The sequence below is a fragment of the Mesorhizobium quangtriensis genome (assembly GCF_040081925.1).
GTDB classification, from domain to species: Bacteria; Pseudomonadota; Alphaproteobacteria; order Rhizobiales; family Rhizobiaceae; genus Mesorhizobium_K; species Mesorhizobium_K quangtriensis.
The window spans coordinates 889,000-902,187 of the sequence record NZ_JBEBMF010000002.1 but is presented as its reverse complement, the minus strand read 5'-3'; the positions used below and the strand labels follow the sequence as shown (position 1 = coordinate 902,187).

Sequence of the window (13,188 nt, the reverse complement as noted above, 5' to 3'; positions counted from 1 at the left end):
AGTGCGCCTTCAGTTCAACTGCCGCATCGCCTCGCCGGCGACCATTGCGGAGGCAAGTGCGAGGTTGAGGCTGCGGCCGCCACCGGGCATGGGGATCAGCAGGCGCGCATCTGCCAGGTCATGAACGGAGTCGGGCACGCCGGCCGATTCGCGGCCGAACAGCAGGATGTCCCCGTCGCCGTAGCTGAAGTCGGTGTAGGGAAGGGCGGCCTTGGTCGAGAGCAACAAAAGGCGGTGCTTCCCGGCGCGCCGCCAAGCGTCGAACCGGTCGAAGTCGACGTGCCGGGTCAGCGCGGCCATCTCTAGATAGTCCATGCCGGCGCGCTTCAGGTTGCGGTCGGAAAGATCGAAACCGGCAGGCTCGATGATGTCGACAGCGACGCCTAGGCACGCCGCCATACGCAGGATCGTGCCGGTGTTGCCGGCGATGTCGGGTTGATAGAGGGCGATGCGGAAGGATGCCAGGATGGGCCTCCGGCTGTGCGTTGCAGGATGGCCACAGTTGTCAGCAGAGCGGCTGCTCCCAGAGCATTGACGGTGGCTTTCGCAGCGGAATGCGACTATAGCCGCAACCCTGTCAACCTGAACAGCAACTCGAACCAGCGGAGGCGGATATGGAATTCATGATGACCGTAGATATCCACCGCCCCACCCGATGGGGTTTCGCCTAAGGGCGGAATCGGTTCGACGCTTTAAGACATTCTCCAAAAGCCGTTCGCGATTTCCGCCGGACCTTCCGGTTCTCCAGGGATTCTCGCGATGTTTTTCCGTTTCAAGCGCGTACGGCGTGATCCGTACACAACACGACTGTTCGAGGCCGAGAGGCCAATAAGGCTCGACGATGCGCGGCTGAATGCCTGGGCGTTGGCGCTGGGCCAGCGGCGCGAGGCTGAACGCCCGACCTTCCGGCCGCATCGCGGCCAGTTGTCTGATGTCGACCTCTCGCAGGTCGTCCGGGTGGATAGGCCGGGCCTGATCGCGCGGCTTCTGCGCATGCTGTTTCGGCGCGGGCAATCCGCACCGAAAGAGCCTGGCGCAAGCGCTCGGGTCGACCCGGTACTCGGCGAAACCGTTCGCAAGCCCTATGTATGGCTCGTCGAAGCCGAGTCGGGCGCCTCCGTAGCAGAAAAGCCGAAGCTGAACGGTTCCAAACTGAACGGCAGCCGGGCCGCCTGAAAAGCGGTCCGGCCCATACGACACAAGCATTTGAAAGACGAAATTCGCATGTTTCGCTGGTTTGAAAATCGCCTCGATCCGTTTCCGGCAGCAGAGCCCGTCGAGCCGCCTAAGACGCTGGTCGCCTTCTGCCTTCACTACACAAAGGGGTCGTGGCCCTACATTACGATGGCCGGGTTGCTGATCTCTGCGATCGCCATCGCGGAAGTCTGGATGTTCGGCTTCCTAGGCTCGATCGTCGACTGGCTGTCGAACCAGAACCGCGAGACGTTCCTGCAGACCGAGGGCTGGAAGCTCGCCGGCATGGGCTTTGTCGTGCTGATCCTAATGCCCGCAATGGCGCTGCTGCAGTCTCTGGTCCACCAGCAGACGCTGATGGGCAACTATCCCATGCGCATCCGCTGGGACGTGCATCGCTATCTGCTCAAGCAGTCGATGACCTTCTACCAGGACGAATTCGCCGGCCGCATCGCCACCAAGCTGATGCAGACGGCGCTCGCTGTACGCGAATGCGTGATCAAGCTGATCGACGTCCTCAACTACGTCATCGTCTATTTCCTCGGCATGCTGTGGATTGTCGGCTCGTCCGACTGGCGGCTTGCGGCGCCATTGGTTGTGTGGCTCGTCGCCTACATCATCCTGCTTCGATACTTCATCCCCCGGCTTGGCAAGGTCGCGGAGCAGCAGGCCGATGCGCGCTCGATGATGACCGGCCGCGTGGTCGACAGCTACACCAACATCCAGACGGTCAAGCTGTTTTCTCACGCCAAGCGTGAGGCGAGCTTCGCAAAAGAAGGAATGGGCGAGTTCCTGCAGACCGTGCATCGTTCGATGCGGCTCGTCACCAGTCTCTATGGCCTGCTTTACCTCATGAACTCGCTGCTGCTGTTCTCGGTGGCGTCGATGTCGATCTGGCTGTGGCTGGGCGACGCCGTGTCCATCGGCGCGGTGGCGGTCGTGATCGGCCTCGTGCTCAGGCTCTGGGGCATGTCGCAGTGGATCATGTGGGAAATGTCGGCGCTGTTCGAGAACATCGGCACGGTGCAGGACGGCATCGGCTCGATCTCGATGCCGAGGCTGGTCGAGGACCGGCCCGGCGCGAAGGAACTCGTCGTCAGCAAAGGCGAGATCCAGTACCGCGACATCGGCTTCCACTACGGCAAGGGCAAAGGCATCATCGAAAAGCTGTCGCTGACCATTAAGCCGGGCGAGAAGGTCGGCATCGTGGGACGGTCCGGCGCCGGCAAGTCGACGCTGGTCAACTTGCTGCTGCGGTTCTACGACCTCGAGAAGGGAAGCATCCTGATCGACGGGCAGGATATCGGCGCGGTGACGCAGGACAGCTTGCGCGCGCAGATCGGAATGGTGACGCAGGACACCTCCCTGCTGCATCGCTCGGTGCGCGACAACATCCTCTACGGCCGGCCTGACGCCAGCGAGGCGATGGTGATCGAGGCGGCGCGGCGCGCCGAGGCGCTCGGCTTCATCGATGGGCTGACCGATCCAAAGGGGCGCAAGGGTTTCGACGCGCATGTCGGCGAGCGCGGCGTGAAGCTGTCGGGTGGCCAGCGCCAGCGCATCTCGATCGCGCGCGTCATGCTGAAAGACGCGCCGATCCTGATCCTCGACGAGGCGACCTCGGCGCTGGATTCTGAAGTGGAGGCGGCGATCCAGGAAAACCTCTACCGGCTGATGGAAGGCAAGACCGTGATCGCCATCGCCCACCGGCTGTCGACCATCGCGGCGATGGACAGGCTTGTCGTCATGGATGGCGGTCAGGTGGTCGAGGACGGCTCGCATGAGGAACTGGTGGCCAGGGGCGGCATCTATGCTCAGCTCTGGGAGCGCCAGTCCGGCGGCTTCCTGCCAGACGACTCCGCGCCCGAGGCAAAAGCGACGGTGGAACCGACCGAACGCGAGGGCATTGCAGCGGAATGACCGACGGCGATTTCCGCGAAAGGTTGTGGGGACGGTTCGAGGGCGCGATCGACGCGTTCTCGGATACCGACCGCGACGTTCTGCCGAAGGACGCTTGGCGCTTCATCCTCTATTTCGCGGAACAGGCGAGAATACCGTTCATCCTGCTCCTGGTGACGAGCTTTTTCGTCGGTGCGGTGGATGCGGCACTCTATTGGTCGGTCGGCTGGCTGATCGATCTGCTGGACAGGTCGAGCCCAGCGGCCTTGCTCGCCGACCACTGGCCGGAGCTGCTCGGCCTGCTCGTGCTTTTGCTGGTCGTGCGCGCGGTCGTGATGATCGCGTCCGCGGTGGTCGAGCAGCAGGTGGTGGTGCCAAGCTTCTATTCGCTGGTGCGCTGGCAATCCTTCCGGCGGGTGATCGAGCAGTCCTATTCCTTCTACCAGAACGATTTCGCGGGGCGCATTGCTACCAAGATCATGCAGGCCGGCGATGCGGTGGGCGAGTTCATCGTCAACGTGCTGCAGACCGTCTGGTCGTTCATCACCTTCATGGTGCTGACCATCACGATCCTCGCCTCGCTCGATCCGTGGCTGGGGCTGGTCGTGGCGCTTTGGTTCGTCGGCTATGCCGCGATCATCTGGTTCCTGATGCCGGAGATGCGCAAGGCCGGCCGCGCGACGGCCGATGAGCGCGCCGTCTTCAACGGCCGGCTGGTCGATGCCTTCACGAACATCATGTCCGTGAAGCTGTTCGACAGCGGCCGGCGCGAGCATGTCCATGTGCGCGACGGGCTGGAGAGCCTACTCGCCGCGACGGTCAGGCTAACGCGCGCCATCACCACGGTTCGCTCGGCGATCGCCGTGCTGAACGGCATCATGATGAGCACGGTCGCCGCGATCTGTGTGATGAGCTGGACGAACGGGCAGGTGTCGACCGGTGCGATCGCGGCGGCGCTCGGCCTCGTCTTCCGGCTGAACCAGATGTCGGGCTGGATGATGTTCAACATCAACGGGCTGGTCCGCAACTACGCCACCGTACAGGACGCAACGCGAACGATCTCGGTCAGGCCGGCGATACAGGACGCGCCCGATGCCGCCGTCATGACGCGCGCCAAAGGCGACATTCGCTTCGAGGACGTGACGTTCCACTACGGCAAGGGCGAGGGTGTCATCGAGAACCTGAACCTGCATATCCGGCCGGGCGAGCGGGTGGCGCTGATCGGCCCGTCGGGTGCCGGCAAGACGACAGTGGTGAACCTCATCCTCAGGCTGTTCGATGTCGAGGGCGGTCGCATCCTCATCGACGGGCAGGATATCCGCTCGCTGACGCAGGCATCGCTGCGCGCGCAGTTCGGTGTGGTGAGCCAGGACGCCGTGCTGATGCACCGCGCGATTCGCGACAACATCGCCTACGGAAAGGCGGATGCCACCCAGGCCGAAATCGAGGATGCGGCGAAACGCGCCTCGGCGCATGATTTCATCGCAGACGTTGCCGATCCGAGGGGGCGCACAGGCTATGACGCGCAGTTTGGCGAACGTGGCGTCAAGCTTTCCGGCGGGCAAAGGCAGCGAATCGCGATTGCGCGCATGATGCTCAAGGATGCGCCGGTGCTGATTCTCGACGAGGCGACCTCGGCGCTCGATTCGGAGGTGGAGGCGGCGATCCAGGACAATCTCTACCGGCTGATGGAGGGCAAGACGGTGATCGCCATAGCCCACCGGCTCTCCACCATTGCGGCGCTCGACCGGCTGATCGTGCTCGACGAGGGCAGGATCGTCGAGGAAGGCACGCATGAAAGCCTGCTTGCGAAGGGCGGCCTCTATGCCCAATTGTGGAAGCGGCAGTCGGGCGGTTTCCTGGGCGACAGGCTGGCCGCCGAATAGAGCAAGGACAGACTGTGTCGCAGCGCATGTCATCAATGTGGCCGGGCCTGCCGGCCGATTCCGGGCTCGATCTTCTCGGCCACGAGATATTGGCGGAGAAGGCGGCGGCGCTGGGCAAGGCCGGGGAAAAGGCGCGGCTGGCGCTCGCCCGTCTGAAGGAAATCCCCAAGGAAGACGAGGGCCGCGAAGCCGCTCTCAAGGCGGCTGCGGCCGCCGTCCACGCCTATTTCATCCAGCGGGAACTGTGCGGCTTTCGCAGGCACGAGGCGATCATCCGGGAATATGATATTCCGCGAGCCGTGCTGGTCCGCATGGGAGCAGCCTGACAGCATCATTCGCCGTCTTCGTTTTTCAGCGGAAAGCCGCAGTCCGGCTCGCTATTCCCTATCCCCGCGACAATCTGCCCTCTCTGCCGCTGCCGTCTGGACAAAGGGTGGCTTCACGCATAAACCGAAATCGAAAAATGCCGGAGGAATCTCGCTAGCTCGTTGCCATGTGCTGACGGGCCGGCGTGTAGGTGAGCGAGGGGAAAAGCTCCGTCTTCGGCTTTCTTGAGGCGAAAGGACGGAGTCCCGTGAGCGCGACCGACATCCACGATCCCACACGACGGGACTTCCTTTACGTTGCTACCGGCGTTGCCGGCGCCGTTGGCGCCGCGGCGTTTGCGTGGCCTTTCATCGACCAGATGCGCCCGGACGCCTCGACGCTGGCGCTGGCTTCCGTGGAAGTCGACGTTTCGCAGGTGCAGCCCGGCATGTCGCTGACGGTCAAGTGGCGCGGCAAGCCGGTCTTCATCCGCAACCGCACGCCCGAGGAGATCGAGGCCGCGAAGGAAGTTCCGATGTCGGAACTCAAGGACCCTGTCGCGCGCAACGCCAACCTGCCCTCCACCGCCGCTGCGACCGATGTGGATCGTTCAGCCGGCGCCGACCGCGAGAACTGGCTGGTGATGATCGGCGTTTGCACGCATCTCGGTTGCGTGCCGCTCGGCCAGGCCGGCGATTTCGGCGGCTGGTTCTGCCCGTGCCACGGTTCGCATTACGATACTGCCGGACGCATCCGGAAAGGTCCGGCGCCTCAGAACATGGCCGTGCCGACTTTTGCTTTCATATCCGACACCCGCGTGCGGATCGGCTGAGGGGACAGATTCCGATGAGCGGTGGACACTCGACCTATACGCCAAAGACCGGCATCGAACGCTGGTTCGATTCGCGCATGCCGCTGCCGCGGCTGATGCATGATTCCTTCGTTTCCTACCCGGTTCCGCGCAACTTGAACTACGCCTATGCCTTCGGTGGCATCCTGGCGATCATGCTCGTTTCGCAGATACTGACCGGCGTGGCGCTCGCCATGCATTACGTGTCGGACACCGGCCTGGCCTTCCAGTCGGTCGAGAAGATCATGCGCGACGTGAATTCGGGCTGGCTGCTGCGCTACCTGCATTCCAACGGCGCTTCGATGTTCTTCATAGCCGTCTATGTCCATATCTTCCGCGGCCTCTACTACGGCTCGTACAAGGCGCCGCGCGAGTTGCTCTGGATCCTCGGCTGCATCATCTATCTGCTGATGATGGCGACGGGCTTCATGGGCTACGTGCTGCCTTGGGGCCAGATGAGCTTCTGGGGCGCGACGGTCATCACCGGCTTCTTCACCGCGATCCCGCTGGTCGGCGAATGGATCCAGCAGCTGTTGCTCGGCGGCTTCGCGGTCGATAACCCGACGCTCAATCGCTTCTTCGCCCTGCACTACCTGCTGCCGTTCATGATCGCCGGCGTCGTGGTCCTGCACATCTGGGCGCTGCATGTTGTCGGTCAGACCAACCCGACCGGCATCGAAATCAAGTCGAAGACCGATACTGTCGCCTTCACTCCGTATGCGACGGTGAAGGATGCTCTGGCGATGGTGTTCTTCTTCATCCTCTTCGCCTGGTTCGTGTTCTACATCCCGAACTATCTCGGCCATCCCGACAACTACATCGTCGCCGACCCATTGAAGACGCCGGCCCACATCGTTCCGGAATGGTACTTCCTGCCGTTCTACGCGATCCTGCGCGCCGTCACCTTCAACATCGGGCCGATCGATTCCAAGCTGGGCGGCGTGCTCGCCATGTTCGGCGCGATCGCGGTGCTGTTCGTGGTGCCATGGCTCGATACGTCGAAGGTGCGCTCGGCTGTCTATCGCCCGTGGTACAAGTTCTTCTTCTGGCTGTTCGCGGCGAACGCCATCTTCCTCGGCTGGCTCGGTTCCAAGCCGGCGGAAGGCTGGTACATCCCGGCGATGCAGGTGTCGGCGCTCTACTACTTCGCGTTCTTCCTTGTCATCATGCCGCTGCTGGGCTTGTTCGAGACGCCGCGCCGGCTGCCGAACTCGATCACGGAAGCCGTGCTCGAGAAGAACAAGGGCGGGGCGGGACACCCCGCCGGCGCTGCCGCAGCGCCTGAAACCAAGGGCTGAGAGGGATATTTCCGATGAACAGGATTCTCAGCGTTCTGGCCGTTGCCGGCGTCGTGATCGGCTGTGCCACCGGCCTTGCCGGCGCCGCGGAGGAGGCCGAAGGCGGCACCCCGCACTATCCGATCCTGCACCCTACCGAGGAGAGCTGGTCTTTCGCCGGTCCATTCGGAACCTACGATCGCGGTCAGTTGCAGCGCGGCCTGAAGGTTTACAAGGAGGTCTGCTCGGCCTGCCATTCGATGAGCCTCGTTGCGTTCCGCACACTGTCCGACCTCGGTTACTCCGAGGCGCAGATCAAGTCGTTCGCCGCGGAATACACGGTGACGGACGGCCCGAACGCTGATGGCGAGATGTTCGAGCGCCCGGCGATTCCGTCGGATCATTTCCCGTCGCCGTTCCCTAACCACGAGGCGGCCGCGGCGGCCAACAACGGCGCAGCGCCTCCGGACTTCTCCCTGATCGCGAAGGCTCGTGGCGTCACGCGCGGCTTCCCGACCTTCGTGTTCGACATCTTCACGCAATATGCCGAAGGCGGCCCGGACTACATCCACTCGCTGCTGACGGGCTACGACCATGAGCCGCCGGCAGGACTGCAGATCGGCGCGGGCACGCACTACAACCCGTTCTTCATGAACGGTCCGGCGCTGGCGATGGCCAAGCCGCTGTCCGACGGGCAGGTTACCTATGACGACGGGGCACCCGAGACCGTTGACCAGTATGCGCGCGACGTTTCCGCGTTCCTGATGTGGGCCGCTGAGCCGCATATGGAGACCCGCAAGCAGATGGGTTTTAGCGTGATGGTGTTCCTGATCCTCTTCGCAGGTCTTGTCTGGGCCACCAAGCGCAAGGTCTGGGCGAACGTCGCTCATTGAGCTGGCTTAAATGACTTGACGGGAAGGGCGCTTAAGGCGCCCTTTTCTTTTGCCGCGCGGGCGGGCAAAACCAGATCCGCTGCTGGGGACCGGAAAACATGAAGCTCACCCTCGAAGACACGTTGCTGGCCTCGATCCGGACGATTCCGGATTATCCGAAGCCCGGCATCCTGTTTCGCGACATCACCACGCTGCTCGGCAATGCACGCGCCTTTCGGCGGGCGATCGACGAACTGGTGCAGCCCTATGCAGGGATGAAGATGGACAAGATCGCTGGCATCGAGGCGCGAGGCTTCATCCTCGGCGGCGCCGTTGCGCACCAGCTTTCGGCGGGCTTTGTGCCGATCCGTAAGAAGGGCAAGCTACCGCACGAGACGGTGCGTGTCGCCTACAGTCTCGAATACGGCCTTGACGAGATGGAGATGCACAAGGACGCCATCCAGCCGGGAGAGAAGGTCATCCTGGTCGATGACCTGATCGCAACCGGCGGTACTGCCGAGGCCGCCGTCAAGTTGCTGTCCCAGATGGGTGCGGACCTCGTGGCCGCCTGTTTCGTCATCGACCTGCCAGACCTTGGCGGCCGCAGGAAACTCGAGAATCTCGGTGTCCCGGTTCGCACGCTGGTTGCGTTCGAGGGACATTGAGGGCCGCAAGGCTGCCGTGCCGAGGCGACGATTCATGCAGAACGAGGCGTGCTACTTCTTCGCGGCGGACAAGAAGTATTTTCCGTACGCCTGTCTCGCGGCACGCAGGGTTCTCGACGTGTCAGGCAAAACCATGCCTGGCGTGATTTTACAGACAGGGGTCGGGCGCGAAGATCTGGATGCGGCAACAGTGCTGTTGGGAGACGACGTCGCCATTGTCGATATGTCGCGAGAACTCGAAGGATTTGCGTTCAACACCGATCGGCTGGGGCTGGCTGCCTACATGCGCCTGTTCGTCGACGTGCTGCCGGCTTTCCTGCCGTACCGGTCGCTTGTCTATGCCGACTGCGACGTGCTCTTCAATCGGTCGGTGGCAGATCTGGCCGCAACGCCCCTGAATGGCGCGCTGCTCGCCGCACATGACGAGCAGCAGTACTACGATCCGAAGTACCGAGCGCGACTGCCGATGAAGTCTGGCGCGCCGTATTTCAACTCGGGGGTTCTGGTCTTCAACATGGAGCAGGTGCGTGGCGAGGGGCTCCTGGAAAGGACCAGGCGGTTTGCGCAGGAGCGCCGCGACATCTGCCTCCAGCATGACCAGGACGCGCTCAACGTCGTGTTCGAGGGCCGTTGGCAGACAATGGATCCGCGCTGGAACGTGATGACGAACTTCAACTCGCAGATACCGTTCGCCGAATCTTTTGCGCGGCATTTCAGCTGGGGCAAGCCTTGGTGGAAGCCGCTCGGCGTCGAACCGGAGGCGCAGGCGATCTACCGGGAAATGGCGCGGAATACGCCTTGGGCAGACCGCTTCGATCAGAGCACCACTGCCAATCGCGCGCAGTTCCTGCTCAAACGGTTCAGCCGGAAATTCGACGGGCCGCTTGGCTTCCTGACGGGCAAGGAAAAGCTCCGCAAACGGGCGCATTACAATTCCAGGCACTCACGCGAAGTCTTCGGCGCGCAGGCCGCAAAGGGTGTCATCGCAGGCAGCTTTCCCGAGAGGCAGATCGGGTTGGGCTGATCGCCTACTCGACCTTGACGAGGACGGCGCTGTCGAACTCGATGACCTTGGCGCCCGTGGAATCGACTCCCTCGGCACGGACCGTCAGCAATTGCCATCCCGGGCGGGACGACATCGGACGGTGCGAAAGCGCGGTTCGGCTGTAGCTGACCGTCTCGCCGGCATAGACCGGCTTCAGCCATTTGAGGTTCGTGATCCCAGGCGAGGGGCCGAAGACCGGCGCCGGGCCTTCGCCTGTCCACACCTTCATTGGTGTCGCAAGATTGCGCTTCATCCACGCCGATGCTGTCTGCCAGCCGGAAGCGCAGAGCCCGCCGAAGACGCTGTTCTTTGCCGCTTCCTCGTCGATATGGAAGGGCTGCGGGTCATATTTGCGCGCGAACGCCTTGATGCCTTCCGCATCAAAGAGATGCGTGCCGAGCGGCGTGACGACGCCGATCTCGAAGAACTCGTCGAGCGTCATGCCTGCGCCTCACGCTTCAGGAACATGATGGAGTTATCCAGTTCGAGAACCGCGTCGCCGCGCTGGTTGAAAAGCTCCGACCGGAAGCTGACGATGCCGATCGCCGGGCGCGATTTCGACTCGCGCGCGGCAAGCACCGTTATGCTGCCGCCGAGACGGTCGCCGGCCAGCACCGGCCTTTTCCATTTGATCTGGTCAATGCCTGGCGCGCCCTGCGAGGTCGAGTCGAGCAGGAAGGCGTCGCAGAGCAGACGCATGTACATCGAACATGTGTGCCAGCCCGAGGCCGACAGCCCGCCCAGGATGCTCGCGCGGCCGGCTTCCTCATCGAGATGCATTGGCTGCGGATCGTATTCGGCGGCGAACTCTACGATCTCCTCCGCCGTGACGTCCTTATGGCCGAGGTCTATCGACCTGCCGACGGTCAAATCCTCGAAGGCCCAAGTCTTTCTGGTCACCGCTTTTCCAGTCATTCTCCCCTCCCGCGTCCCTCTCGACGCTGGCCGACGACGCCCTGATAAGCGATCGGTTGGTCAGAGCCAACCCTTGCGGCGGAAGAACCAGAACGGAAGGATGGCGGAGAGCACCATGACGCCGAGCGCGATAGGATAGCCAAGGTCCCATTTGAGCTCCGGCATGATCTCGAAATTCATGCCGTAGACCGAGGCGACGAGAGTCGGCGGCAGGAAGACCACCGCGGCAACCGAGAAGATCTTGATGATGCCGTTCTGCTCGATGTTGATCATGCCGAGGGTGGCGTCGAGCAGGAAGTTGATCTTCTGCGTCTGGAAGGAGGCGTTGTCGGACAGCGAGGACACGTCGCGCGCAATGGTCTTGACGCGCGCGCGTATCACTTTGCCGCCGACATCCTGGGTGACGACGTTGGCGAGGAAGCCGGACAGGCGCTGCAGCGTGAGCAGGCTGTCCTGGATCTTGGAGATCAGGTCTTCCTTGCTGCCGATGCGGTGAATGATCTCCTTGAAGTTGCGGTCGCGCTTCGAGGCCTTCTTTTCCTTGGAATCGAAGATGTCGTGCGAGATGCCGATGACATCCCGGCTTGTCCGCTCGAGCACGTCGGCCAGCCGATCCACGATCGCCTCCAGAAGCGAGACGAGAATGGTCTCGCCGCTGGTGCAGCCGACGTCGGTCTTCTCCGCCCGCATCGGGAACGTCTGGAAGGCGCGTGGCTCGTGATAACGGATCGTGATCAGTCGCTCTCCAGCCAGCATGAAGGTAACCGGCAGCATTTCGGGCTGGTCGCCGTCGGTGTGCGCGGGAAGCGTCGCCGTCATCACATAGGCGCCCTTCTCGGCGTAGAGGCGCGATGATATCTCGATCTCCTCCATCTCCTCACGGGTCGGGATGAGCACGTTCAGCCAGAGTTCGACGGCCTTTTCCTCGTCCTTCGTCGGGTTGAGCATGTCTACCCACACCACATCGACGCTGTTGGCTGTCAGATGATCCACCGGATGCAGCCGGTCCTGATCGACGACGAAGGCTTTGATCATCGTCGTTCTCCATTGCGAGAGGAAAAAGGAGCGCATTCGCGCGCGATGGCCGCCGCTTAGCTGCCCTCGCATGTGGCGTCAAGGCAGGGCGGGGCGCGCGTTCGTCGCCCGATATACCGGCGTTTTGACGGCTATTGCTGGGATGTGGAGCGCAGCAAGGTCTGTTTCGCGGATATGAGGTGTGCGCGGCAGGCCAGTTCTACGAGGGCGATGTTGCGGCCGAAAAGTGCGTCGATATAGGTCAGGTGCTCGCGGATCGCGACCTCGTTGCGCTGCCGCTCGTCCTGCTTGTTCCACTGGTAGTGGAAATGGAAGATGACGGTGATGATGTCGTAGAAGCTGTCGATGAAGCGGTTCGGCGCGGCCGAGCTGATCAGGCGGTGGAAACGGCTGTCGAGATCGGAGAAGTCGTGGAAGCGCGTCTCGATGTCGTCAAGCAGTTGCAGGTGCTCGCGCCGCAGCGCTTCCAACTGGGCCCAGAGCGGTGAATCGTCAGGCAGCGCGGCAAGTGCGCGTGCCGAGCGCAGCTCGAACATCTCGCGAATCTCGAACAGCTCGAGCGCGAAGCTCTCGGTGAAGCCCTTGAAGACCCAGCCCGAATTAGGGCGCTTCTCGATCAGCCCGAAGCGCTGAAAGCGGTTCAGGAATTCTCTGATACCTGTTGTCGCGATGCCGAACTGACGCGCAAGCTCCAGTTCGTTGATGGCGGTTCCGGGCCGCGCGTTGTCACGCAGCAGCCACTCCATGAAACGCTCCTCAACCTGCGCGGCCATGGGTATCGTTTCCGAGTGCGGGAAGGGCTGCATCGCCTCTCCGGTTGTCCGGACGACACGCTCGCGTCCGTCCCCGTCGACGATCCCTTGCGCCTCCAGTGCTGCAATCACCTTCCTGACGGTCGTGCGACTGACCTTCAGCCGGGCACCAAGCGTGTTTTCCGACGGAAGCGCTCCGCCGTCCGGGATGCGCGACACGAGATCAAGCGCGTCGTTGAAGGCTCGTTTGAAGACTGTGTCCGTTTTCATGGCCCGCCAGAATACAAGGAAAGAGTGTCCTTTAGTCCATAAAATACAATTTGACGGAACCCGGTCAAATGATTTTTGTCTATAAGAAACAAAAGGGAGGAAATGAGGGTGACGGATACGACGAGGCAGCAGGACATGTTGTCCGGCGCCCCGGCAGCGGGTCGTGCGCAGGCAAGCGCTTCGCCGGTCGCTCTCGGGCTGAGGCTGCTCAACTTTGGTCCC

At 62.5% G+C, this 13,188-nt stretch carries 14 protein-coding genes; 9 read left to right on the top strand and 5 right to left on the bottom strand.

Annotated elements, in window-relative coordinates; genetic code table 11:
* Window positions 1–9 precede the first annotated feature (9 nt).
* Window positions 10–468, bottom strand: coding sequence for a tRNA (cytidine(34)-2'-O)-methyltransferase (locus ABMA32_RS12895; protein ID WP_349014734.1), 459 nt, complete (start codon window positions 466–468; stop codon window positions 10–12).
* Between the two features lie 291 nt (window positions 469–759).
* On the opposite strand from ABMA32_RS12895, the gene ABMA32_RS12890 reads away from it, so the two are divergent.
* The 9 genes from ABMA32_RS12890 to ABMA32_RS12850 all read left to right on the top strand — a co-directional run bounded on the left by ABMA32_RS12890 (window position 760) and on the right by ABMA32_RS12850 (window position 9,973).
* Window positions 760–1,176: a hypothetical protein gene (locus tag ABMA32_RS12890; RefSeq protein ID WP_349014157.1), complete on the top strand. Its 417-nt coding sequence runs from the start codon at window positions 760–762 to the stop codon at window positions 1,174–1,176.
* 48 nt (window positions 1,177–1,224) lie between these two features.
* Window positions 1,225–3,114, top strand: a complete 1,890-nt coding sequence (locus ABMA32_RS12885) for an ABC transporter ATP-binding protein (RefSeq protein WP_349014156.1) — start codon at window positions 1,225–1,227, stop codon at window positions 3,112–3,114.
* The gene (locus tag ABMA32_RS12880; RefSeq protein ID WP_349014155.1) at window positions 3,111–4,979 is read left to right on the top strand and encodes an ABC transporter ATP-binding protein; all 1,869 of its coding nucleotides are present in this window, start codon (window positions 3,111–3,113) and stop codon (window positions 4,977–4,979) included. Before ABMA32_RS12885 ends, ABMA32_RS12880 begins: the two co-directional genes overlap by 4 nt.
* Window positions 4,980–5,005: 26 nt before the next feature.
* Entirely contained in the window at window positions 5,006–5,305 is a 300-nt protein-coding gene (locus ABMA32_RS12875) for a DUF6665 family protein (protein ID WP_349014733.1), read from the top strand.
* Between the two features lie 248 nt (window positions 5,306–5,553).
* Window positions 5,554–6,117, top strand: a complete 564-nt coding sequence (gene petA / locus ABMA32_RS12870) for a ubiquinol-cytochrome c reductase iron-sulfur subunit (protein ID WP_349014154.1) — start codon at window positions 5,554–5,556, stop codon at window positions 6,115–6,117.
* 14 nt (window positions 6,118–6,131) lie between these two features.
* On the top strand, window positions 6,132–7,433 hold the full coding sequence (locus ABMA32_RS12865) for a cytochrome b (protein ID WP_349014153.1): 1,302 nt from the start codon (window positions 6,132–6,134) through the stop codon (window positions 7,431–7,433).
* 14 nt (window positions 7,434–7,447) lie between these two features.
* Window positions 7,448–8,305: a cytochrome c1 gene (locus ABMA32_RS12860; RefSeq protein WP_349014152.1), complete on the top strand. Its 858-nt coding sequence runs from the start codon at window positions 7,448–7,450 to the stop codon at window positions 8,303–8,305.
* 98 nt (window positions 8,306–8,403) lie between these two features.
* A complete protein-coding gene (locus ABMA32_RS12855) occupies window positions 8,404–8,949 on the top strand; it encodes an adenine phosphoribosyltransferase (RefSeq protein WP_349014151.1) in 546 nt (181 codons plus the stop codon).
* A gap of 34 nt (window positions 8,950–8,983) precedes the next feature.
* Entirely contained in the window at window positions 8,984–9,973 is a 990-nt protein-coding gene (locus ABMA32_RS12850) for a glycosyltransferase family 8 protein (RefSeq protein ID WP_349014150.1), read from the top strand.
* Between the two features lie 4 nt (window positions 9,974–9,977).
* Here the strand turns inward: ABMA32_RS12850 and ABMA32_RS12845 are convergent, their stop codons facing one another.
* The 4 genes from ABMA32_RS12845 to ABMA32_RS12830 form a co-directional block, all read right to left on the bottom strand.
* Window positions 9,978–10,436, bottom strand: a complete 459-nt coding sequence (locus tag ABMA32_RS12845; RefSeq protein ID WP_349014149.1) for a MaoC family dehydratase — start codon at window positions 10,434–10,436, stop codon at window positions 9,978–9,980.
* Window positions 10,433–10,894 (bottom strand): MaoC family dehydratase, encoded by a 462-nt coding sequence (locus tag ABMA32_RS12840; RefSeq protein ID WP_349014148.1) that lies wholly within the window; start codon window positions 10,892–10,894, stop codon window positions 10,433–10,435. The genes ABMA32_RS12845 and ABMA32_RS12840 overlap by 4 nt, the downstream gene beginning before the upstream one ends.
* 75 nt (window positions 10,895–10,969) lie before the next feature.
* A complete protein-coding gene (locus tag ABMA32_RS12835) occupies window positions 10,970–11,944 on the bottom strand; it encodes a magnesium transporter CorA family protein (protein ID WP_349014147.1) in 975 nt (324 codons plus the stop codon).
* Window positions 11,945–12,075: 131 nt separating this feature from the next.
* Complete coding sequence (locus ABMA32_RS12830) at window positions 12,076–12,966, bottom strand: GntR family transcriptional regulator (RefSeq protein ID WP_349014146.1); 891 nt, start codon at window positions 12,964–12,966, stop codon at window positions 12,076–12,078.
* Window positions 12,967–13,188: the final 222 nt, after the last annotated feature.